The sequence below is a fragment of the Rhizobium sp. UBA1881 genome, from assembly GCF_002338015.1.
Classification (GTDB): domain Bacteria; phylum Pseudomonadota; class Alphaproteobacteria; order Rhizobiales; family Rhizobiaceae; genus Rhizobium.
On sequence record NZ_DDHH01000080.1, the window covers coordinates 5,767 to 27,480 of the forward strand.

The window sequence follows — 21,714 nt, forward strand, 5'->3', positions numbered from 1 at the left end:
TTCGACCGCAGCTGGTACAACCGCGCCGGTGTCGACCGCGTCATGGGGTTCTGCAGCGAGAAGAAGGTGCAGCGCTTCCTGGAGCTCGCGCCACGTTTCGAGGCGGCGATCGTCGAGAGCGGCGTGACGTTGCTCAAATACTTCCTGACCGTCAGCGAAGAGGAGCAGGAGCGCCGCTTCCGCCGCCGCATCGACGATCCGGTCCGGCAGTGGAAGCTGAGCCCGATGGACGTCGAGTCCTACCAGCGCTGGTGGGATTATACCCGCGCCTATGACGAGATGCTCAGGATGACCGACAGCAACCATGCGCCATGGTGGATCGTCCCCTCGGACGACAAGAAGCGCGCCCGGATCAACTGCATCTCGCACATCCTGCAGTCCATCCCCTACGAGCGCATCAAGTTCGAGGAGCCCGATCTCGGCAAGCGCCAGAAGCGCCCGTCGGACTTCATCGAGGACGGCAGCGTCCGCCACGTCGTGCCCGACACGACGCAGTAACCAGACGCGCAAGGGGGCTCGCGGCGCGGGTTATGACGATGGACCAGACGAACGACGTGGGCATGGCGGCGAAGGACGCCGGACAGATCTCGATCGAGGCAAGGGTCAGCGACCTTGTGCGCCTTGGGATCATCGGCCTCTTCGCCTACTGGACGGTGCTGCTCATAGCGCCGTTCGCGCTGATCGTCGTCTGGTCGGCCATCCTTGCCGTCGCGCTTTACCCGATGTTCAACGCGCTCTCGAGGCTGATCGGCAACCGGCCGGTGATTGCCGCGACGGTCATCGTCGTCGCCTGCCTCGTGCTCATCATCGCCCCCGTGGCGCTCGTGGCGGTCAATTTCGCCGACGCGGTGGAAGGGCTGGTCGGAAAGCTCCAGGCGGAAAGCTTCGCGCTGCCGGCAGCCCCCGAGAGCATTCGCGGATGGCCCGTCATCGGCGAACGCCTCTATGCCGGCTGGAACAAGGTCGCCGGCGATCTCGCCTCCAACATCATCGAATATCAAAAGCCGATCCTGCATGTGATGGGCATCGTCGTCGCCAAGCTCGCCTCGATCAGCGGCGGCGTGTTGAGCTTCGTCGCCTCCGTCATCCTCTCCGGCTTCTTCCTCACCCAGTCGAGGCGGCTGGCCGAAACTATCCAGGTTCTGGCCAGCCGTATCGCCGGCGACCGGGGCGTCGGCTTCGCCAAGCTCGCGGGAACGACGGTCAGGAATGTCTCGCGCGGCGTCATCGGCGTTGCCTTCCTGCAGACGTTGATGTGCGGCCTGTGCTTCGCCTTCTTCGACTTGCCCGCACGGGGCGCACTGACCTTCATCATCTTCATGCTCTGCGTGATGCAGCTGGGTCCGGGGCTGGTCCTCGTGCCGGCGATCATCTGGGGCTGGCTCTCATGGCCGACACCGGTCGCGCTAGCGCTGACAGTCGTGGCGGTGCCGATCATGCTTGTCGACAATGTGCTGAAGCCGATCCTGATGGCGAAAGGTCTCTCGACGCCGATGCTGGTGATCCTGATCGGGGTTATCGGCGGCACGCTATCCTATGGACTGCTGGGCCTATTTCTCGGGCCGATCGTGCTCAGCGTGTTCTACGAGTTGCTGCGCGCCTGGGCCTGGCCGCCGCGTGAAAGCACGGAAGCAAAGCCGCTTATGCCGGTTGATTGAGACGAGACAAAAGAAGGCTGAACGGCCTCACCCCTGAGATCTGAGCCCGCCGGAGCAATAGAGGATAACCTCCTGCTCGATCTCATGACAAAGTTCGGAATACTCCGCGATCAGACTTTCCTGCAGCGGCAGTTCGCTGCGAAACCGGTCGAGTGCGTCGGCGGCGAGTGCGTAGGACTCGAACATGTCACCGAGCGCTTCCGTGGGCACACCTGACAGGACATGCCGGATATCCGGCAGTCTGAGCATCAGCCTCCTCCGTCCGCGCTCGCGGTTCATGGCTTACCTCCGCATTCACTACTCCTTGTACGAATCCCTGAGGGTATCGGATTGTTCCGATATGAAACGAATATCGTTTTTATCGACGGAATAGCTTGATGATGCGGGTCGGCATAACGTTTACTCCGGCAGCGCGGTCTGCCGGAAGAAGGTGACGATCGCCTCGTCGGGCACGCCGAACCATGTCGTGAAGAGGTCCACGAAGTCGACCGAGGCGTAAGTCTGGCTGAGCGCGCGATCGACGGCGAGACGGAAGTCTTCGTCACCGCGCGTCAGTTCCAGCCCCAATGGCTCGTAGGTGAAATGCCGTCTCAGCACCACGAGATTGCCGGCATTGTCGCTGCGGGCGGCTGCGTCCATGAGGAGCGGCATGTCGCCGAACAGTGCAGCCGAACTGCCGTCGACGACGCGTTCGATACCGATCGCGTAGCTTTCCACCGGCACTGATGTCGCCGCCAGCTGGAATGTCTTGATCCGGTCAGCCAGCCAGCGCTCACTGGTCGTCCCCGCGATCGACGAGAAGGTCTTGTGCTCGAGAATGGTTCGGGCGGGAGAGCCGCGCCAGATCGGCCGGCTGGTGGGCTGCCCATAGGCCAGCACCTCGGTCAGCGCCAAGGGCGCGCTCTTGCTCAGGACCACGCCCGTGCCGCTCGGAAAGATCGGCAGCGAGAAGGACACCTCGGCGCGACGAGTAAGCGTGATCGGCTCGGCCCCGCAGACGAGATCGACCGTCCCATCCTTTATCGCCGGCTCCCGCCCCTTGTCCGTGAGCGGCACCCACTCGACATTCAGCTGCGGCAGGTTCAGCGCCGTCTTCAGGCTGTCGGCGATCTTGCCGCACAGCGCGACCGCGTAGCCGCCGGGCGCCGCCTGCTCGGTCTTGAACGAGAATGGCCGGGCATCCGGCTCATAGCCGAGCTTCAGCGAGCCGCTCGTCTTGATGCGATCGAGCGTCTGCGCCTCGGCGGACGACAGCGCCATGGAGGCGGCCGCGCCGGCGAGGATCGACGCGGTCAGCAATGTCTTCAAACGCTTTTTCTGTTGCATGACGCATCCTCCCCGGAACTATTCTGCCGCCGCGACACGGTTCAGGCCGCTAGCAAAGCGCGGCGCGATCCGGCCGTAGATGATGAAGCTGATACCCGTCACCAGCATGCCGCCAAGCACCGCGTCCTTGCCCGAAGCATAGATCGCGAACACGCTGTAGAGCATGCCGAGCGTGGCGATGATGGAGTTCAGCCGGTACTTCGCCGGCGGCACGCCCGCCTTCTTCATCATCACGAAGAGAGCCGAAAGCGCCACGATATAGGGAAGCACGTTGGTGACCACCGCGAGGTTGACGAGCGCGGAAAACTGCTCGTTGAGCGTCGGCGAGATCGTCATCAGGGCAAGCCCCGTCTGCACGATGCCGAGGATGATCATGCCCTGGACGGGCGCCCCCATCTGGTTCACCCGCGAGAAGATCGCCGGGAACATCCGCTCCTGTGCCGCCGTGCGCGCCGTCTGCGCGATGGTGAACTGCCAGCCGAGCAGCGACCCGACACAGGCAAGCACCGCGAGCGCCATGATGATCGAGCCGATCGTCGGATTGAACATCGTCGCATAGGCAAGCGCGAAGGGACCGGTCGAGGCCGCGAGATCGGCGTTCGGCACGATGCCCTGGATCACGGTCGTCGACAGGATATAGATGACAGCAGCGCCGAGCGTGCCGAACATGCAGGCGAGCGGCACGTCACGCTTCGGATTCTCGACGGCATCGGAGTTCTGCGCCGCGGACTCCATGCCGAGGAACGCCCAGAGCGTCAGCGAGATGCTGGATCCCATCCCCTGCGCCAGCGTCAGCCCCTTCGGATTCCAGGCAGCGCCGAACGTGCTCGAACTGAACCAGAACCAGCCGATGATCGAGAGCAACCCCACCGGGATGATGACGCCCCAAACGGTAATAGACCCGATCCGCCCAGTGATGCGCGGACCGCCGAAATTGGCCGCCGTGGTGATCCACAGGAGGGCGATCAGCGCGACGCAGGTCATGACGGGCGTCGAGGTCAGCACCGGAAAGAAGCCGGCGAGATAGCCCACCGCCGAGATACCGATCGCGACATTGCCGATGGCCAGCGACAGGAAATACAGGAAGAAGACGAGGAAGTAGCCATCCTTGCCGTAAGCATCCTCGGCATAGGCAGACATGCCGCCGGGCCGTTGATTGAACAGTCCGGCTTGCGCGAAACCGTAGGCGATCGCCATCGAGCCGAGCGCGGTAACGATCCAGGAGAGCAGCGAGATGGCGCCGACCTGCGCCATGTTCGCCGGCAGCATGATGATGCCCGACCCCATCATGTTGACGGCAACGATGAAGGTCAGCTGCATCAGGTTCATCTTCTTCTTGGCCGTGGTATCGGCCGCAGCATGCATTGTGTGATCGGTCATGATGACACTCTCCCCTCGCCCTACTCGCGCACGACATATGTGTGGAACTTGATGCGCCCATCGATCCGTTCCTGGAACACGCCCTGGACTTCGTAGTTGAAGCCCGGGAAGCGGTTGAAGGACTCCTCGAAGGCCAGGAAATAATCGCGCATCGGCCGCGCCCTTTCGTCCCAGCGCTCTCCGGGCACGATCACGCCGATGCCGGGCGGATAGATCAGCGCCAGCGTCGCCGAGATGCGCCCCGCGGCTTCCGATAGCGGCACGTAGTCGACATTGTTGGCGACCAGAGCCTCGTAGGCCTGCTTCGACGAGATCGCCGGCTCCGGAAAGCTCTCGGAGCGGAAGCACAGGCGCTGCAGTTCCTTGACGCCGGCGGAGCGATAGAAGCTGTGCATCTCCTTGCAGACCTGCCGCACCGTGTAGCCCTGATAGCGCTCGCGATTGGTGGCGAAGACAGTCGGCAGCACATCCTGCAGCGGCGCGTCGCGATCCCACAGGTTCTTGAACTTCACCAGCTTGGCGACCAGCGTGTTGAGCTTGCTTTCGTCTTCGGCCGGCGTCAGCAGGAAGAGCAGGCTGTTCAGATCGCACTTCTCCGGCACGACGCGCTGCTCGCGCAGATAATTGGCAACGACGGTCGCCGGGATGCCGAACTCGCGATATTCGCCCGTCTTCCGGTCGATACCAGGCGTCAGAAGTGTCAGCTTGTTGGGGTCGACCATCGTGTAGCCGGGCGCATAGCCGGCATAGCCATGCCACGTCGCCTCCGGATCGAACCGCCAGCATTGCTGCTCGCGCTTCAGAACATCGGTCGGCACGTCCTCCCACCTTATGCCCGTGAGGTCGCCGGTGTGTTTCGAGCCGGTGACGGAGATCTTGTCCGGTACAAAGGGATCGAAGAACCACTGTTCCTCGGCGCTCGTCGCCTTGCTCTCGTAATGCTGGACGAAGCCGCGCAGCTTCTTGCGAACCTCGATCCCGAGACCGATGCAGCGATCCCACAGCATCTCGCCGGCCTTGCCCTCATGCACCTTCGCATTGACGTCGAGCGAGGCGAACAGTGGGTAGAAGGGCGATGTCGAGACGTGCATCAGCAGCGATTCATTGAAGCGCTTGTGCTCGATGAAGCGGCGCTGGTCGCTGATATGTTCGTCGCGCTTGTGGATCTGCGACGCCTGAGAGAAGCCGGCGCCCTGCTTGTGCACCGACTGCGTCGAGAACAGGCCGGGCATGTCGGGCTTGAGGTCCTTGAGCCGCATCGGGCTATGGCCCTCGAACAGCGGATGGAACGCGTTGTAGCCGATCCAGGCCTCGTCCCAGAGCACGTAGTCGCAGAGATGGCCGATCTTCTCCATCACCTGCCGGACGTTGTAGATCGTGCCGTCATAGGTGGCGAGCTGGATGCAGGCGAGCCGGAAGGGGCGCTCCGCATTGGCCCGGCTCTTGTCCGCCAGAAGCGGATGGGCCGCGATCTGCTGGCGCAGCCAGCCCTCGTCCCACGCCGCCCAGTCTACGGCGCCGATCATGCCGAAGGAATTGCGCGCCGTCGGCAGGTAGATCGGGATAGCGCCGGCCTGCACGAGCGCGCCCTGGTGCAGCGACTTGTGATTGTTGCGATCGAACAGCACGAGATCGCCGGCGCGCAGCACCGCGTTGGTCACCACCTTATTGGAGGTGCTTGTCCCGTTCAGGATGAAATAGGTGCGATCCGCCCCGAATATCCGCGCCGCCTGCTTCTGCGCCTCGACGGCGGGGCCCTCGTGGATCAGCAGGTCGCCAAGATCGACGTCTGCATTGCAAAGATCGTTGCGGAAGATGCTTTCGCCGAAATACTTGAAGAACAACTGCCCGGCCGGCGACTTGCGATAGAACTGTCCGCCCTGGTGACCGGGGCAATCGAAGGCGATGTTGGCCTCGCCGTCATAGGCCATCATGCCGCCGAAGAACGGCGGCAGCAGCGACTTGCCGTAGTTGATCAGGCTGGAGACGATCTGCTTGGCATAGAAAGCCGGCGTCTGCTGGCCGAGATAGACGAAGCCATCCACCTCGCCCGCCATCTCGACGACGTCCATGTCCGAGATACTGAGCGTATCCGCCATCGCCCAGACCGGCGTGCGGAAACCCGCCTCGCGCAGCGAACGGAGAAAGCCGCGCGCATAGGGCAGCAACCCGCCTTCCACTGAGCCGATATAGGCACCCACCGAGGCGTCTTCCGAAACATCGGCCGTATAGTCATCGCGGAGCTCGACTTCGAAATTGTCGGCGGCAAGCTGCGCCAGCAGCTCCTGCACTTGGCGGTTGTCGCGATCGACGACGGCGACGATCTTCAGCATCTTGTTGAACGGTATCGCAACCGTCGGCGATTTCACGTCGCGCGGGATCATTGGACCGCCCCCTCCGCCACGCAATCGACGAGGTAGCGGCGCCCGTTGCTGCCGGCCTCGAAGCGCAGGCCGTGAATATCGGTCTCGAATCCCGGAAACTTGCGGTCGAAATCGCGCGCGTAAAGCAGGTAATCCTGAATGGACTTCGTCGTTTCGGTGATCCGCTCGCCGGGCATGATCAGCGGGATCCCCGGCGGATAGGGAACGATCATCACCGCCAGGATGCGGTTCATCAGCTTGTCGATCTCGACGCTCTCGATCCGCCCCTTGACGAGATGATCGTAGGCATCGGCCGGCCGCAGTGCCATCTCGGGCAGCACCGTATACATCTCGCGCTGCGCCTTTGGCACGTCGTCCTTGCGGTAGATGGCGTGGATCTGCTCGCAGAGATCGCGCAGGCCCATGTTCCCATAAGCCTCCGGATGCGCGGCGGCCAGCGCCGGCAGCGCCCGCGTCAATGGCGCGTTGCTGTCGTAGAGATCCTTGAAATTGATGAGCTCGGTGACGAGCGTGCTCCACTTGCCGCGCGTGATCCCCATCGAGAACAGCACGAGGAATGAGTAAAGCCCGGTCTTTTCGATCTCGATCCGGCGCGAGGAGAGGAACTTGGTGATAACAGCGGCCGGTATCCCGTGCTCCTGCATCGTGCCATCCGCCGAGAGCCCCGGCGACAGGATGGTGACCTTGATCGGATCGACCATCACGTGGTTTTCGGCAAGCCCAGTAAAGCCATGCCAGGCGTCGCCGGGCTTCAGCACCCATTCCGCATGCGTATCGCTCGGCGTCTCCTCGGCGATCGTGGGTTCCCATACGTCGAACCACCAGCTCTGCCCCATCTGCCCGCGTACCGCGTTCATCGCCCGGCGGAAGCTGATCGCCTCGTCGATCGTCTCCTGCACCAGCGCGCGGCCGGCCGGCTGCTCCATCATCGCCGCGGCGACATCGCACGACGCGATGATGCCGTATTGCGGCGAGGTCGAGGTGTGCATCATGAAGGCTTCGTTGAAGCGCGTGACGTCGAGCTTCTTGTTCTCGGCGTGCTGGATATGGATCATCGACGCCTGCGAGAAGGCCGCGAGAAGCTTGTGCGTCGAATGGGTGGCAAAGGTGATGGCGTTCTGCGAGCGCGCCGGCTGCGTCGATGAGATGCCGTGGAAGCCGTCGTAGAACTCGTGGAAATTCGCGTAGGCATACCAGGCCTCGTCGAAGTGCAGCACCTCGACGGAATCCTTCAGCGACACCTTGATGGCATCGACATTGTAGCAGAGGCCGTCATAGGTGGAGTTGGTGATCACCATCAGCCGCACCTTGCCGCTCGTCTCGCCGGCAAACGGGCTGGCCGCGATCTTCTTTGCAATCGCCTCTGGCGTGAACTGATCCTTGGAGATCGGCCCGATGATGCCGAGCCCGTTGCGCGAGGGAATGAGATAGATCGGCGTTGCGCCGGTCATGATCAGCGAATGCAGGATCGACTTGTGGCAGTTGCGGTCGCAGAGCACGAGATCGCCGCGTCCGACCATGCCGTGCCAGATGATCTTGTTGGCGGTCGACGTGCCGCCGACGACGAAGAGAGTCTCATCCGTACCGAAGATGCGCGCCGCGTTGCGTTCCCCCTCCGCGATCGGCCCGACGTGATCCAGAAGCGACCCGACGCTGCCGACCGACACCGAGATATCCGACCGCAGCGTGTTCTCGCCGAAGAATGTGTAGAAGAGCTGCCCGACCGGGCTTTTGCGGAAGGCGACGCCACCTCCGTGGCCCGGCGTATGCCAGGAATACGCGCCCTCCAGCGTATAATCCATCAGCGCCTTGAACATCGGCGGCGGCAGCCTGTCGAGATAATTGCGCGCCGCCTGCACGATGGCGCGCGCCATGAACTCGGCGGAATCCTCAAACAGCCGCAGGAAGGCGTTGGCGTGGCGCAGCACGCTGGCCGGCACATCTTCAGCCGTGGTGTCGTCGCCGAACAGGAAGATCGGCAGCCGATCGTTCTTGCGGCGCTTGGCGCTCAGGACCTCCTCCAGCACCTGCCAGCGCGACGCCTTGTCCTCCGTCCCGTCGACGGAAACCAGCCAGGCGGACTCCGTGTTGAAGATATGCACCAGCCGCCGCGCATCCTCATAAGTGACGCCGGAGACGACACGAAACCCTTCCGCCTCGATGGCGGCAGCCAGATCGCGCATCCCACGGCCGGCGGCACTCTTGCCGTCGAAATCCTCGTCGATGACTGCGATCGGAAATGACTTGTGGAATTCCATGCGCCCCTCCAGAACCCAAGTTTGGACAGCGGCTGTTATGCCGCTGCGCGCGTCTGAGATTGGGCGGATGGTACACGGCAGGTTGCGGACCGTCGTTGATTGCAGTCAACGTGAAGGCAAAAGCGTCAAGCGGGAGAAACGGTGCTTATTCGGCCCATTCGGCATCGGCGGTAAAGGCGATCGTCAGCCAGCGATTGGCCCCCTCGCCGCCGATCCGATCTCCGATATCGTCGCGCAGCGCGTCCCATTCCTCGATCGTCTTGGCGGGCAGCCCCTCCGGCACGATGAAGTAGAGCTCGACCTCCGTCGCCCTTCCGACGCGGGCGACATAGGCGCGGTAGGAGAGGAAGCCAAGGCGCTTGACGGTCTCCGACGCCACCTGGTCGACATGCTCCTGCAGATCGACAGGCGCGATCAAAAGCACCTCGCTCAGCGCCTTCCAGATCGTGCCGATCGGCAGCGGGATCATCACCAGGCAGACGAGGCCGAGCACCACGGGGTCGACATATCGGGCGATCCAGGCCATCGGCGTCGGCAGCACCGCAAGACCGATCACGAAGGCGACAAGCAACGCAAACGCAATACCGCCGGACATGATCCAGGCCTTGATATCGAGCGCGATGAAATCGGACTTCAGGCTGCGGTTCAACGCAATGCCGATCGACGCCATGACCACGCAGACGACGAGCGTGGCGCCGGAATAGACGATCGCCGCGCCGAAATGCAGCTCATGCCCGCCATTGATGACGCTGATGACGGCATTGATCAGCGCGTAGACGGCCACCGTCATCAGCAGGCAACCGTTGAGCAAAAGCACGATGGGCTCCAGATGCCAGAAGCCCATGGTGAAGCGGTTGCGGATGCGGCCAGCCTTCTCATTATTCTGCGCAGACCGCACGATCAGGCTCGAGACCCAGAGCGCAAGCCCGGTCATCGCCGCATCGGCCAGCGAATAGACGCCGTCGAAAGCGATGGAAAATGAGCCAGAGATGATGCCGAAGACGATGCCGAGAGCCGCCACCACGATGGTCGCCACGATCGATATGGTCAAAAAGCGCTGCTCGTTCCGCATCACCGTCTCCGCTTGGCTGCCCATCTCATTTTAGCGCGTTCACACGAATGGTGAAGGCTTCAGGCGTGGGGGCGTACTACGCATTGATCCGGATTGCGAGCCTTGCGGATTGGTAAGAGGATGCCGATGGCCGCGCAAGCCGGGACGCTATCCCGGGCCGCCCGACGGCTATCGTCTACAGCGCTGAACCGATCTTCGGGAGGGATTTCATGGCAACCTCGCAGAACGGCAAAAGCCTCGGGCTCGCCGCCTGTACCGCCATCGTCGTCGGCAACATGGTCGGTTCCGGCTTCTATCTGTCGCCGGCCGCGGTCGCGCCCTATGGCAATCTGGCGATCCTGGTGTGGATGATCATGGGTGCCGGCGCGATCTGCCTTGGTCTCACCTTCGCGCGGCTTGCCGGCATGGTGCCAGCCGTTGGTGGCCCTTATGCCTATACGCGGCTCGCCTATGGCGATTTCGCCGGCTTTCTCATCGCCTGGGGTTACTGGATCTCGATCTGGTCGTCGCTTCCCGTCATCGCCATCGCCTTTACCGGCGTGATGATCGATCTCTTCCCTGCCCTCGGCAACCGGCTGACGGCAACGATCCTGACGCTTGGCGTCATCTGGACGATCGTGCTCGTCAACCTGCGCGGCGTCCACGCGGCCGGGCTCTTCGCGCAGGTGACGACCTATGCCAAGCTCATCCCCTTCGGCGCCGTCGCCATCATCGGTCTCCTCTATATCGACACCTCGCATTTCGCCGAATTCAACCCGAGCGGCCAGTCGCTGCTGCAATCCTTCGCGGCCCTGGCGCCGCTCACCATGTTTGCCTATCTGGGTCTGGAATCGGCCACCGTTCCCGCTGGCGATGTCCGAGACGCGCGCCGAACAATCCCCCGTTCGACCGTGCTCGGTATCTCCATCGCCGCGGCTCTTTATGTACTCGGCACCGTCGTCGTGATGGGTGTCGTGCCGCGCCCGCAACTCATCCACTCCGTCGCCCCCTTCTCGGAAGCGGCGGGGCTGATGTGGGGGCGTGGCGGCGAACTGGCGATCTCGGTCGCCGTGGTGATTTCCTCGATCGGCGCGCTCAACGGCTGGACGCTGTTGATGGGCCAGGTGCCGATGGCCGCCGCCCGCGACGGCCTGTTTCCGCCGCTCTTCGCCCGCCTCTCCAGCCGCGGCGTGCCAGCCATCGGCATGGTCGTCTCGGCCACCTTCGCGACCCTGCTCGTCCTCGTCCAGGCGGTCGGCTCGGATAGTTTCGCGGCGGTCTACCGGCTGATGGTGGGGCTGAGCACGATGACGGCAGTCGTCCCCTACGCCTTCTGCGCGCTCGCCGGCACCCTTGTCGCCTCGCGGCTGAGCAACGGGCAAAAGACGCCCCGCGTCACCGTCATCGAATTGATCGCATTCCTCTTCGCCATGTTCACGCTCTATGGCTCGGGCGCCGAGCCGGTGCTCTACGGCATGGTGCTCCTGATGCTCGGCATTCCCGTCTATGTCTGGCAAAGGCGAAACGGCGATGTCGCGCGCACGCAAGGCGTCGAAACGCAAAACGGGGCGCCGATACGCCCCGCTGCCTCTCTCTGATCTCTGCCTCTTCCGGTCCGCCCATTCAGCCGTGCCAACTGAGCCCACCGAAGCGACCATCGATGATCGTGCCCAGCTCGCCCCGCACCATCCCTGCAATATCCGCGAGCGCCCCGATCGCCGCCGCCTTGCCCGTCGTCTCGGCGAAGTGGCAGGCGGCATCGACCTTCGGCCCCATGGAGCCCGCCGGAAAATCGAACTGCTTCATGTCGCCAGGACGGGCCTTGTGGATCGCCTTTTGCGACGGCTTGCCCCAGTCGAGGCAGACGGCCGGTGCGTCGGTTGCCATGATCAGCAGATCGGCGCCGATCTCGCGCGCCAGCAGTTCCGAGCAGAGATCCTTGTCGATGACCGCTTCGACGCCAGCAAGATGACGCTCCTTGCCCTTCTCATACATGGTCGGTATCCCGCCGCCGCCGGCGCAGATGACGATGGTGCGCTGCTCGAGCAGCCAGCGCACCGGCCGGATCTCGAAGATGCGCTTTGGAAGGGGCGATGCGACGACCCGGCGCCACTTGTCGCCATCCTGCTTGAACACCCAGTTCTTTTCAGAGCGGATACGATCGGCATCCGCCTTCTCGTAAACAGGGCCAACGAACTTGGTTGGGTTCGTGAAACCGGGATCATCCGCATCGACCTCGACCATGGTGAGCAGCGTCGCCAGCGGTTGCTCGAAAGGCAGCACATTGCCGAGTTCCTGTTCCAGCATGTAGCCGATCATCCCCTCCGTCTCGGCACCGAGCACGTCGAGCGGATAGGCTTCATCCGGCTTGTAGGCGGCGCCCTGCAGCGCAAGCAAGCCGACCTGCGGCCCGTTGCCATGGGTGATGATCAGCTGATGCTCGGCGGCGAGCGGCGCGATCGCCTCGGCCGCCACCCGCGTATTGCGTCGCTGGACGTCCGCGGTCATCGCTTCCCCGCGCCGGAGAAGAGCGTTGCCGCCAAGCGCGATGACGATCCGCATCCTAGTCTCCCAATGTCGCGACAAGCAGCGCCTTGATCGTGTGCAGCCGGTTCTCCGCCTGCTCGAAGGCGACGTTGGCCTCGGATTCGAACACTTCGCCGGTCACCTCCAGACCATTGCTCATGCCGTAATCCTCGGCGATCTGCTTGCCCAGTGTCGTTTCCGTGTCGTGGAAGGCCGGCAGGCAGTGCATGAACTTGGTCTGCGGATTGCCGCTCGCCTTCATCAGTTCTTCGTTGACCTGATAGGGCGTCAACAGCTTGATGCGCTCGCGCCAGACGTCCTTCGGTTCGCCCATCGACACCCAGACGTCGGTGTGGATGAAATCGACGCCCTTCACCGCCTCCTTCGGATCGTCGGTGATCAACAGCCGCGCGCCGGATCGCTCCTGCAATTCCCTGGCGATCTTGATGTACTCCTCGGCCGGCCACAGCGATTTCGGCCCGCAGATCCGGACATCCATGCCCATCAGGCAGCCGACGATCAGCAGCGAATGGCCCATGTTCGAGCGTGTGTCGCCGATATAGGCGTATTTGATATCGGCGATCGGCTTGTCGGCATGTTCGCGCATGGTCATGACGTCGGCGATCATCTGGGTCGGATGATATTCGTCCGTCAGGCCGTTATAGACGGGCACGCCGGCATAACGCGCCAGCGTCTCCACCCCCTGCTGCGCCGAACCGCGATATTCGATCGCGTCATACATGCGGCCAAGCACGCGCGCCGTGTCCTTGAAGGATTCCTTGTGACCGATCTGCGAGCCGGACGGATCGAGATAGGTGACATTCGCCCCCTGGTCCGAGCAGGCGACTTCGAAGGCGCACCGGGTGCGCGTCGAGGTCTTTTCGAAGATCAGGCAGATCTCCTTGCCCTTCAGATGCTGCTGCTCGGTGCGGGCATATTTGGCCCGCTTCAGATCGCGCGCGAGATCGAGAAGGTAGCGGAATTCACGCGGCGTATAATCCTGCACGGTCAGAAGCGAACGGTTGCGCAGATTGAAGCTCATGGTCTTGCTCCGTAGGGCTGTTTCAGGATGTCTGCTGTCAATAGGCGGGGTCGCGCCAGATCGGGCATGTCATGCAGTGCCCGCCGCCGCGACCGCGGCCGAGTTCGGAACCGCGAACGGTGATGACCTCGATGCCCGCCTTGCGAAGAAGCGTGTTGGTGTAGGTGTTGCGGTCGTAGCCGACCACCACGCCGGGCTCCAAGGCGACGACGTTGTTGCCGTCGTCCCACTGCTCGCGCTCGGCCTGGTAGGCGTTGCCGCCTGTTTCCACGACCCTGAGCTTGCCGACGCCGAGCGCCTTGGCGACGATATCGAGCATCGGCTCCGTCTCCGGATGAATATCGAAATTGCCGTCGTCATCCGTCTGCACCATGCTGTAGCAACGGATCTGATCGACGACCTCGGCAAACAGCGTCACCACATCGCGGTCGCAGAAGCTGAAGACCGTGTCGAGGTGCATCGCCGCCCGGCTCTTCGGCATCAGGCAGCCGATGACCCTGGTGACGGCCTTGTTCTTGAAAAGCGCGCGCGCGACCTGACCGACTGCCTGATAGGTGGTGCGCTCGCCCATGCCGATCAGTACGGTGCCGTTTCCGATCGGCATGACGTCGCCGCCCTCGATCGAGGCATTGGCGAAATCCTCGTCGCTGTCGCCCCACCAGATCTTGAAGTCGCCGTCGCGAAACGTCGGGTGAAACTTGTAGACCGCGCGCTGGATCAGCGTCTCGGGCTGCCGCGCCGGCCAGAACATCGGATTGCAGGTCACGCCGTTATAGATCCAGCAGGACGGATCGCGCTGGAACAATGTGTTCGGAATGGGCGGAATGACGAATTCGGTCTCCGACAGCGCGCTCAGCATCAGCGTCTTCGCCTTGACGTCGGGAAGGTCGGAGATCGCAATGCCGCCGATCATGAAGGCCGCGAGCTGTGTCGCCGACATCTCGTCGAGCCAGGGCCGCACCGCCTCGGCGATCTGCGAGCCGAGCACATTCGGTGTGATACGGCGATCGAGCACGAAGTCGCGCGCCGGCTTGTCGGTAAGGGTCTGCGCCAGCATGTCGTGCAGCTCGAGAACCTCGACGCCGCGCTCCTGCATCTTCAGCACGAAGTCGTAGTGATCCTTCTGCGCCTCGTGAACCCAGAGCACGTCATCGAAGAGAAGATCGTGGCAATTGCCCGGCGTCAGCCGCTGATGGGCGAGCGACGGTCGGCAGACCATCACCGTTCTGAGCTTCCCGACTTCCGAATGAACCCCAAAACCGCGCATCGCGCTCTCCTCCAAGCTGCCTGGGATAGCGATCGCCCTGCTACCCACGGATGGGATGAGCCTAACGGGACGGGTTCGGCCGTGTCATTGATCGCAAGCAATGCGCGGAGCGGTATTGCCGGTCAGGAGGCCATTGCAGCAGCCACGGTCACTCCACGTAGAAGACGAGATTGCCGTTGCGCGCCCGCGTGACCCATTCGATATCGTCGGGCGTCAGCTTCTTCGCCTTCAGCTGTTCGACCAGCCACTTGTTGGACCGCGCCGCCGCCCGAACGGCTTTCACCTCATCCGGTTTGCCCGGCTGATGCAGCGCGCCGGTTTCAATCGCCGTGCGATAGCTGACGACCGAGAACCGCTTGCCGTGATAGGCCTTCACCGCATCGGGTAGGTTTTCGGCCCAGTTCATGCGGCGATATTCCTTGCGATCCTGCTGCGCACCGACAGGTGCCGCCATCACGGCGGCGATCGCAATACCTGTCGCAAGAACCAGCTTTCTCATCGTAGGGGCTCCATCGAGAGTTGGGGGCGCGAATTGGGGAAAGTCCCGCGATAATAGGCCGCTCGAGGAAAGGAGGCATTGAGCCGGATCAACGCATGCGGGCGCTTGAAACGTCCAACATCAATGTTTTCAACGTGTCGGCTACCACAGATGTTACGCGATGCTACGCCTGAAGCGCGCAGTGTAGTGGTAATATACAGTTAGGTAGAGGGTGGATTGGGCAACCGCGCTCTAGGGTCAAAACTCAATCAGGATAGGGGTTCTGTTGACGATGACGGGATTGGATGGGAGCAAACAAGCGCAAGGCAAGACCTCTTGGTCTTGTCGAGCATTGGTTGCGATCAGGCGGCCCGTCATCGTCAACCCTGCGGGCAAGCTGTATTTTGTGCCTGCGGGCGTCGGAAAGGTTTGAAAATGATGAGCATTTCCTGCACCTCTCCTCCTACTCAGACACAAAATACAGCTTGCAGAACCCCTATCCTGATTGAGTTTTGACCCTAGCGCTTTCGTTGCATTTGAGGGAGAGTTTACTCGATGGCGAATGACCTGACCGTGCACCTTGTCGACGACCAGGAGATACCTAGGCGATCCCTGACGTTCCTGCTGATATCCTCGGGCTTCGCGGTTCGCGCCTATGAGAGCGCGTCTGCGTTTCTGGATCAGTTGCCCGTCTCCGGCAGGGCATGCCTCGTCAAGGTCACGCGGATGTCCTGCACAGACGGGCTGCAGCTGCTGGAACGGCTGAACGCGCTCAACGCGAACATCCCCACGATCCTCGTCGGCGGCGACGGAGACGTGGAGACGGCCGTGCAGGCCATGAAGGCGGGTGCGGCCGATTTCATCAAGAAGCCGTTCGAGGACCAAGCGCTGATCGCCGCGATCAACCAGGCCACATCGCGCCGAGCGCCCCCCTCGCAGGCGCCAGTCGATACCGAGATGGTCGCTAGCCGGCTGCGGCAGCTGACAGACCGGGAACACCAGGTTCTGGCCGCGGTTCTGGACGGCCTGCAGAACAAGATGATCGCCTTCAACCTCGGTATCAGCGCGCGCACGGTCGAAGTTCACCGCGCCAACGTCATGGCGAAAATGGAGGCCCGCAACCTGGCCGAACTCTTGCGCATGGTCTTGACTTCGGGCGGCATGCCACACTCTCCCGCGACGCGCGGCCCGGCTCCACCAGCGGTACCGGTCAGGCTACTTTAAGCTGCGCTCGACAAAGCCATTGAAACCACACATGGTTATGGGATATGCTCCATTAGTAACGACTGAATAGAATTGCGTGATCGTGTCGGAGGGGCATCATGAGTAGCGCAAAAGTCGAATTATCAGGCGAACCAGCGCCGAAACCGGAAGACATCCTCCAGCAACTCGAGCGTGTTCTCGCCAGCGACGAGTTTCACTCGCCCGAGCGTGGCCGGAAGTTTCTGCGCTTCGTGGTCACCGAGACCCTCGAGGGGCGCGCCCAGTTCCTCAAGGCCTTCACCATCGCCAATGAAATCTTTGGCCGGCAGAGCACCTTCGACGCCCAGAACGACCCTGTCGTCAGGATAGAAGCCGGCCGCATTCGCCGTGGCCTCGAGCGCTATTATCTCGTCGCCGGGCAGTCCGATCCGATCGTGATCACCATACCTAAGGGCGGCTACGTCCCGCATTTCGATTATGCCGAACCATCGCATCCATCCGCCGCTCCGACGCCTCGTTCCGAGCCAGCGACGGCACGCGCACCGGCCGATCGCAAGACGCGGGATACCAGATCATTCGCCGCACTGGCGGTTGGCGCAACACTCCTGATCGCCGCGGCAGCCGGTTACTTCCTTTGGCCGACTGGCTTGCTGAACGGCCGGGCCGGAACGCAGCAAGCCCCGGTCGCCGATACCTCCAGCCCGATGATCGTCGTCGAAAACTTCCAATCGGATGGAGAAGAAGGCGCCACCGCCGATATCGCCCAAGGGTTGAGGGACGAGATCATCGGCCAGCTCGCAACCTTCGACGACATCGTCGTCGTCGCCGACCCATCGAGGGCCAAGGACGGAAACCTGCACGGCTTTGCCTTGCAGGGCAGCGTTCAGCGCGACGGCAACAGGCTGCGCTCGATCTCGAGGCTTATCCGCCGCTCGGATGCGGCTGTCATCTGGGCGAACAATTACGACGCCGATCTTGGCGCCAAGAGCATCCTGCAAATCCAGGCCGACATCGGACAGGATATCGCGGTGTCGGTGGCCCAGCCCTATGGCGCGATCTTCGTCACCGATACCGACAAGATCGCCGAACCGTCGACGACCGAAATGGGCGAAGCCTACGACTGCACGCTCGCCTATTACAGCTATCGCAGGGGAATGGACGCAAAAAGCCACGCCGCTGCCCGCGATTGTCTTCTTCGCGCAATCGAGCGCTTCCCGAACAATGCCACTTCCTGGGCGCTGCTGTCGCTCGTCTATCTCGATGAAATCCGGTTCCGCTATAAGCTCGGCGCGAAGCCATCACCTGAGACCATGACGCTGGCGACGAAAGCAGCCGAGCGCGCAACGACAATCGCTCCAAACAATACCCGCGCGCTGCAGGCCGCGATGCTGGTCAGCTTCTTCACCAACGATATCGACAAGGCGCTGAAACTCGGCGCCGCCGCCTATGCCGCCAACGCCAACGACACTGAGGTCGCCGGCGAATACGGGCTGCGGCTCGCCATGTCCGGAAAATGGCAATCCGGCTGCGAACTCGTCTCCCGCGCCGTCAACAAGGATGCCGGCCCCAAGGGCTATTACGAAGTCGGCATGGCGCTCTGCGCATATATGCGCGGTGACCTGCAGGCCGCCGAGCTTTGGTCGCGTATGTCTGACCTGGAATACAACCCGATGCACCGCCTGGTTTTGCTCTCCATCCTTGGAGCGGAAGGCAAGACCGAAGAAGCCGCGCAATTGAGAGACTGGCTGAACGCCCACGCGCCCGACATGATGAAGAACGTCCGCGAGGAAGTATCCCGGCGTCTGCAGCGGCCGGAAGATCTGGAGCGCATGCTGACCGGGCTGCGCGCGGTGGGTGTCGGCAACGAAATGGCCGGCCTCAGCGGTGAGCGCCCGAACGCAAACGGCCCAAAGTGAACCGAAAAAACGCGGCCGGCCAACCGGACATCGCTAGCGCCGCTGCGATGCATCCTTGATTTCGCTGACCGCCGCGATGTCCTTGACGACACGCGTCCCGATCGCGTCCTGCAGATCGAAGACGTTCTGGCCGGTCGTGTCGTGATCGAACCGCTTGGCCCATATCACCCGCCCGTCGGCGCTGCGGATCAACCGCAGCTGCACATGCAGCGCATCGTCCTCGAAGGTGACATTACCCTGTAATGCAAACACCGCATTCCCCGCGGCGTCCGCGGGGGAAGAACTGGCGGGCGTCATGACCACGACGCCATCGAGCTTCGTCAGCTGCGAGATGATCTGGTCGTTCAATCCCCTGGCGATCTCCGCTCCGCCCGAGGGGGCGCCGAGGACAGCAAGCGGCTCGACGATAACACGCACACCGCCCACCTGGTCCTGCACTGCCGCCGCTCGGTCCGGCGCCGGCGCAAGATACTCCTCAAGCGGACGAATGAGCGCCAGCATCGCGAGCGCCGCGAAGATGGCGGGAACGCCGACCGGCACCAGAAGATCGCGATAGCCGAGCTTGCGCGCGCTCCGCCCCGGCTGCGCCGCGCCGCTCGCCTCGCCGGAACGCGGTACGGGCCCGTCAACCGCCCCCTCAGCCACGGCCCGCCGCTCGAAACGCGGCGCATAATGCCCCTTCGGAATGGTGATATGCACGGGGTCGCCTCTTCCGCAGACGAGGTAATATCGCTCCAGCGCACGCCGGATGCGGCCGGCCTCGATCCTGACGACAGGATCGCTCTGGGCATCGAAATCCGCACCGCGGCCGAACACCGCCTGCGCGATATTATAGGCGGTCAGCCGCTCGGCTCGACCATCGACCGCCTCTTCGACGATATAACGCAAGAAACGACGGCCACGATCCGGCGCCTGGAACTCGCGACTTCTCAAGATCCGCTCGAGCTGGTCGATGATCTCGGCACGGTTCTGTTCGGCGTCGCGATTCTCGCCGTCGCTCGCTGCCATCGATCCCTCCTGCGGAAAGACCCGGTCGTTCTGTGGGGCTTGGCGGTTATACACCCCAAGCGCGAGGAGAGCTTCCGTAGCACTACGTAAGGGGAATTTCGAATGTGCCGCGCCGCCCGATTTGCCTATTCTGTGGGGAATGGAGGGAGATACGATGTTGCATGTTCACGATCTGCGACAGGAGCCTATCCAAGTCCCCACGCGCCCACGCGCTTTTGAACCTGCCGCCCATGCCGATCAGACGATCAGGCTGAAACAGGACCAGATCGTCTATAGCGAGGGCCAGAAAGTGCTCGCCTTCTACCAGGTGGAAGCCGGCGCGATCAGGATCTACCGGCTGATGCCGGACGGGCACCGGCACATACTGTCCTTCTGCGCCAAGGGCGATTGGTTCGGCCTCGAACAGGGCGACCACCGCGCCGACTTCGCCGAGGCCGTCTGCGAGGCGAGGATCCGCCCTTTCGCGACGACAGGGAACAGCACGCCCACGGGCAGCCTGCTCAACATCGCGCTGGCCAATCTGGCGAAAGCCCAGTCGCGGCAGCTGGCGATGATCGAACAAAGCGCCTTGAAGCGCGTCGCCGTCTTCATCGAGGAGATGGCCGAACGCCACCCCGGCGAGAGTGAATTCGACCTGATGATGTGCCGCAGCGACGTCGCCGATTATCTCGGCCTGACCATCGAAACCGTGGCCCGCTCCTTCACCAAGCTGCGCGAAAGACACATCATCCGCCTCAAGGGCAAGCTGCAACGACGCGTGCAACTGATGGACAGGGACGCGCTCGCCGCCCTCGCGCTCTAGGCCAGATCGCAAACGATATCGCACCGGAAAAACAGGAGATCTCGATGACAGATGTTGCGCTTCGACGTTCCGCCAGACGCCTCGGTCAGGCCTTGGCGATAGCCGCCGCCATGATCGCCCTGCCCTATCTCGCCGGCGCGGCGACGGTTCACGCCGCCGATGATCCCTTGAAGAGCTTCCCTATCGTCATCCACTGCCAGCAGAAGGATACGACCCACATCTTCTACCTCTCCAGGGTCACCGACGCAGGTCTCGCAACCTACGTCGCATCCGATCGCATCGCCGGCACCATCTCGCTCGACGGCCAGGCCAAGGCGGTCGTCGGCGGCGAAGGCGGCGGCAATTGTGTGGGCAAGACGCTTGCCGATCTCAGGGCGGCCCATCAAGCCTATGACTTGAAGCCGCAGTGAGGCCGGCCCTATGACGCCAGCCAAGTGACACCAGCCAAGTGAGACAGGCCAAGTGAAGCCGTTAAAATGATGCCGGCCAAGCGACACAAGCCACAGGCTTCCACGCCACTCAAACCGTCATGTGGCGACCAGCGCCGCCACCAACGATGCGCTTGAGCTGCGTCTCTCGATCTCGCGCCCCACCTACCCCGCTCAATGCCCCACCGCGACCCGCCTTCCGTCACGGAAAAACGACTTCGGCAACGGCAACCAGGTTGCGGCTTGCCCTGCCGGGGCCGTCAGCGTTAGTGTCGGCCGACCATCGCAGCGATCCTTGTGCCGTGACAGGCCTCCGACAGGTATCGCAGCGACGGGCGCGTGGCTTGCGAGGAGACACCAATGGATACCCCTCCGATCGTCATCGACTATGCCGGGATCATCCAGACCTCGCTGGCGCCGGTCTTTCTGCTGGCCGGCACGGCAGCCTTCGTCGGCATCTACGCCACCCGCCTCGGGCGCGTCTCCGACCGGCTGAACGACGTCGTCGAGAAGAACGAACCCGACGACAAGCGAGAGCGGCAGCTGGTCTATCTGCGCCGGCGCACGCTGGTGCTTGAGATCGCCGTCATCCTCGGCGTCATCGCCGGCATCTGCACCTGCTGCGCGATCCTCAATCTGCTGTCCGGCGCGCTGGCCATCCGCATCCGTCCGCTGAACCTCGTCTGGTTCTTCGGCAGCGCCATCGTCGCCCTCATGCTCTCGCTGCTGGCCTTCCTGATGGAGCTGCTCTCAGCCGGCCGCAGCATCCTCCTGCAAATCCGCGACAATCGGCCTCCGAAGGCGGGGCGGTAAATTTGTAGTGTCTATGTGGGAAAAGATTGGTTGGGGGGGCGGGATTTGAACCTGAGGCCTTCAGCTTATGGTCCTGAGGACGACGAGCGACCATCGCCAGCGAGGATGAAGTCTTCGCGCCAACGATAACGTCGAGGTTCTGGGAAAGAGATGTTGGTTGCGGGGGCAGGATTT

General features: G+C 62.8%; 18 protein-coding genes and 1 pseudogene. 8 read left to right on the forward strand and 11 right to left on the reverse strand.

Annotated elements, in window-relative coordinates:
- Positions 1 to 498 (forward strand): annotated as a pseudogene (locus tag B3605_RS09755) (polyphosphate kinase 2); the annotation flags it as partial.
- A 38-nt stretch (positions 499 to 536) separates the two neighbouring features.
- Positions 537 to 1,658: an AI-2E family transporter gene (locus tag B3605_RS09760; protein ID WP_112945404.1), complete on the forward strand. Its 1,122-nt coding sequence runs from the start codon at positions 537 to 539 to the stop codon at positions 1,656 to 1,658.
- A gap of 27 nt (positions 1,659 to 1,685) precedes the next feature.
- Here the strand turns inward: B3605_RS09760 and B3605_RS09765 are convergent, their stop codons facing one another.
- From B3605_RS09765 to B3605_RS09790, 6 genes are all read right to left on the reverse strand, one after another.
- Positions 1,686 to 1,937, reverse strand: coding sequence for a hypothetical protein (locus B3605_RS09765; RefSeq protein WP_112950930.1), 252 nt, complete (start codon positions 1,935 to 1,937; stop codon positions 1,686 to 1,688).
- A gap of 120 nt (positions 1,938 to 2,057) precedes the next feature.
- Entirely contained in the window at positions 2,058 to 2,984 is a 927-nt protein-coding gene (locus B3605_RS09770) for an amino acid ABC transporter substrate-binding protein (RefSeq protein WP_112950931.1), read from the reverse strand.
- A gap of 18 nt (positions 2,985 to 3,002) precedes the next feature.
- Entirely contained in the window at positions 3,003 to 4,364 is a 1,362-nt protein-coding gene (gene potE / locus B3605_RS09775) for a putrescine-ornithine antiporter (protein WP_112945282.1), read from the reverse strand.
- Between the two features lie 20 nt (positions 4,365 to 4,384).
- The gene (speC, locus tag B3605_RS09780; protein WP_112945281.1) at positions 4,385 to 6,748 is read right to left on the reverse strand and encodes an ornithine decarboxylase; all 2,364 of its coding nucleotides are present in this window, start codon (positions 6,746 to 6,748) and stop codon (positions 4,385 to 4,387) included.
- The gene (locus B3605_RS09785; RefSeq protein WP_112950932.1) at positions 6,745 to 9,006 is read right to left on the reverse strand and encodes an arginine/lysine/ornithine decarboxylase; all 2,262 of its coding nucleotides are present in this window, start codon (positions 9,004 to 9,006) and stop codon (positions 6,745 to 6,747) included. The genes speC and B3605_RS09785 overlap by 4 nt, the downstream gene beginning before the upstream one ends.
- 145 nt (positions 9,007 to 9,151) lie before the next feature.
- The gene (locus B3605_RS09790) at positions 9,152 to 10,078 is read right to left on the reverse strand and encodes a cation diffusion facilitator family transporter (RefSeq protein ID WP_112946148.1); all 927 of its coding nucleotides are present in this window, start codon (positions 10,076 to 10,078) and stop codon (positions 9,152 to 9,154) included.
- A 209-nt stretch (positions 10,079 to 10,287) separates the two neighbouring features.
- Between B3605_RS09790 and B3605_RS09795 the strand changes: the two genes are divergently transcribed.
- On the forward strand, positions 10,288 to 11,655 hold the full coding sequence (locus B3605_RS09795) for an amino acid permease (protein ID WP_296433634.1): 1,368 nt from the start codon (positions 10,288 to 10,290) through the stop codon (positions 11,653 to 11,655).
- 25 nt (positions 11,656 to 11,680) lie between these two features.
- Here the strand turns inward: B3605_RS09795 and arcC are convergent, their stop codons facing one another.
- The 4 genes from arcC to B3605_RS09815 all read right to left on the reverse strand — a co-directional run bounded on the left by arcC (position 11,681) and on the right by B3605_RS09815 (position 15,391).
- Entirely contained in the window at positions 11,681 to 12,619 is a 939-nt protein-coding gene (gene arcC, locus B3605_RS09800; RefSeq protein ID WP_112945128.1) for a carbamate kinase, read from the reverse strand.
- Position 12,620: 1 nt separating this feature from the next.
- On the reverse strand, positions 12,621 to 13,625 hold the full coding sequence (locus B3605_RS09805) for an ornithine carbamoyltransferase (RefSeq protein ID WP_112950933.1): 1,005 nt from the start codon (positions 13,623 to 13,625) through the stop codon (positions 12,621 to 12,623).
- 37 nt (positions 13,626 to 13,662) lie between these two features.
- Positions 13,663 to 14,892: an arginine deiminase gene (gene arcA / locus B3605_RS09810; RefSeq protein WP_112945129.1), complete on the reverse strand. Its 1,230-nt coding sequence runs from the start codon at positions 14,890 to 14,892 to the stop codon at positions 13,663 to 13,665.
- Between the two features lie 148 nt (positions 14,893 to 15,040).
- The gene (locus tag B3605_RS09815; RefSeq protein ID WP_111564052.1) at positions 15,041 to 15,391 is read right to left on the reverse strand and encodes a hypothetical protein; all 351 of its coding nucleotides are present in this window, start codon (positions 15,389 to 15,391) and stop codon (positions 15,041 to 15,043) included.
- Positions 15,392 to 15,925: 534 nt separating this feature from the next.
- Between B3605_RS09815 and B3605_RS09820 the strand changes: the two genes are divergently transcribed.
- Together B3605_RS09820 and B3605_RS09825 are read left to right on the forward strand one after the other, a co-directional pair.
- Complete coding sequence (locus B3605_RS09820; RefSeq protein WP_112945418.1) at positions 15,926 to 16,594, forward strand: response regulator transcription factor; 669 nt, start codon at positions 15,926 to 15,928, stop codon at positions 16,592 to 16,594.
- A gap of 98 nt (positions 16,595 to 16,692) precedes the next feature.
- On the forward strand, positions 16,693 to 18,489 hold the full coding sequence (locus B3605_RS09825) for a hypothetical protein (RefSeq protein WP_112945419.1): 1,797 nt from the start codon (positions 16,693 to 16,695) through the stop codon (positions 18,487 to 18,489).
- 33 nt (positions 18,490 to 18,522) lie between these two features.
- Here the strand turns inward: B3605_RS09825 and B3605_RS09830 are convergent, their stop codons facing one another.
- Positions 18,523 to 19,497, reverse strand: a complete 975-nt coding sequence (locus tag B3605_RS09830) for a hypothetical protein (protein ID WP_112945420.1) — start codon at positions 19,495 to 19,497, stop codon at positions 18,523 to 18,525.
- Positions 19,498 to 19,651: 154 nt separating this feature from the next.
- Between B3605_RS09830 and B3605_RS09835 the strand changes: the two genes are divergently transcribed.
- From B3605_RS09835 to B3605_RS09845, 3 genes are all read left to right on the forward strand, one after another.
- Positions 19,652 to 20,299: a helix-turn-helix domain-containing protein gene (locus B3605_RS09835; RefSeq protein WP_112945421.1), complete on the forward strand. Its 648-nt coding sequence runs from the start codon at positions 19,652 to 19,654 to the stop codon at positions 20,297 to 20,299.
- Positions 20,300 to 20,343: 44 nt separating this feature from the next.
- A complete protein-coding gene (locus tag B3605_RS09840) occupies positions 20,344 to 20,709 on the forward strand; it encodes a hypothetical protein (RefSeq protein ID WP_112945422.1) in 366 nt (121 codons plus the stop codon).
- Positions 20,710 to 21,087: 378 nt separating this feature from the next.
- Positions 21,088 to 21,540 carry a DUF2721 domain-containing protein gene (locus B3605_RS09845; protein WP_112945423.1) on the forward strand — a complete coding sequence of 151 codons (453 nt, stop codon included), beginning with the start codon at positions 21,088 to 21,090 and terminating at the stop codon, positions 21,538 to 21,540.
- Positions 21,541 to 21,714: the final 174 nt, after the last annotated feature.

Excerpts from the sequence above, each read along its gene's own strand:
- B3605_RS09760 (WP_112945404.1), top strand. The coding sequence starts at position 537 with ATGGACCAGACGAACGACGTGGGCATGGCGGCGAAGGACGCCGGACAG.
- B3605_RS09765 (WP_112950930.1), bottom strand. The coding sequence starts at position 1,937 with ATGAACCGCGAGCGCGGACGGAGGAGGCTGATGCTCAGACTGCCGGAT.
- B3605_RS09770 (WP_112950931.1), bottom strand. The coding sequence starts at position 2,984 with ATGCAACAGAAAAAGCGTTTGAAGACATTGCTGACCGCGTCGATCCTC.
- potE (WP_112945282.1), bottom strand. The coding sequence starts at position 4,364 with ATGACCGATCACACAATGCATGCTGCGGCCGATACCACGGCCAAGAAG.
- speC (WP_112945281.1), bottom strand. The coding sequence starts at position 6,748 with ATGATCCCGCGCGACGTGAAATCGCCGACGGTTGCGATACCGTTCAAC.
- B3605_RS09785 (WP_112950932.1), bottom strand. The coding sequence starts at position 9,006 with ATGGAATTCCACAAGTCATTTCCGATCGCAGTCATCGACGAGGATTTC.
- B3605_RS09790 (WP_112946148.1), bottom strand. The coding sequence starts at position 10,078 with ATGCGGAACGAGCAGCGCTTTTTGACCATATCGATCGTGGCGACCATC.
- B3605_RS09795 (WP_296433634.1), top strand. The coding sequence starts at position 10,288 with ATGGCAACCTCGCAGAACGGCAAAAGCCTCGGGCTCGCCGCCTGTACC.
- arcC (WP_112945128.1), bottom strand. The coding sequence starts at position 12,619 with ATGCGGATCGTCATCGCGCTTGGCGGCAACGCTCTTCTCCGGCGCGGG.
- B3605_RS09805 (WP_112950933.1), bottom strand. The coding sequence starts at position 13,625 with ATGAGCTTCAATCTGCGCAACCGTTCGCTTCTGACCGTGCAGGATTAT.
- arcA (WP_112945129.1), bottom strand. The coding sequence starts at position 14,892 with ATGCGCGGTTTTGGGGTTCATTCGGAAGTCGGGAAGCTCAGAACGGTG.
- B3605_RS09815 (WP_111564052.1), bottom strand. The coding sequence starts at position 15,391 with ATGAGAAAGCTGGTTCTTGCGACAGGTATTGCGATCGCCGCCGTGATG.
- B3605_RS09820 (WP_112945418.1), top strand. The coding sequence starts at position 15,926 with ATGGCGAATGACCTGACCGTGCACCTTGTCGACGACCAGGAGATACCT.
- B3605_RS09825 (WP_112945419.1), top strand. The coding sequence starts at position 16,693 with ATGAGTAGCGCAAAAGTCGAATTATCAGGCGAACCAGCGCCGAAACCG.
- B3605_RS09830 (WP_112945420.1), bottom strand. The coding sequence starts at position 19,497 with ATGGCAGCGAGCGACGGCGAGAATCGCGACGCCGAACAGAACCGTGCC.
- B3605_RS09835 (WP_112945421.1), top strand. The coding sequence starts at position 19,652 with ATGTTGCATGTTCACGATCTGCGACAGGAGCCTATCCAAGTCCCCACG.
- B3605_RS09840 (WP_112945422.1), top strand. The coding sequence starts at position 20,344 with ATGACAGATGTTGCGCTTCGACGTTCCGCCAGACGCCTCGGTCAGGCC.
- B3605_RS09845 (WP_112945423.1), top strand. The coding sequence starts at position 21,088 with ATGGATACCCCTCCGATCGTCATCGACTATGCCGGGATCATCCAGACC.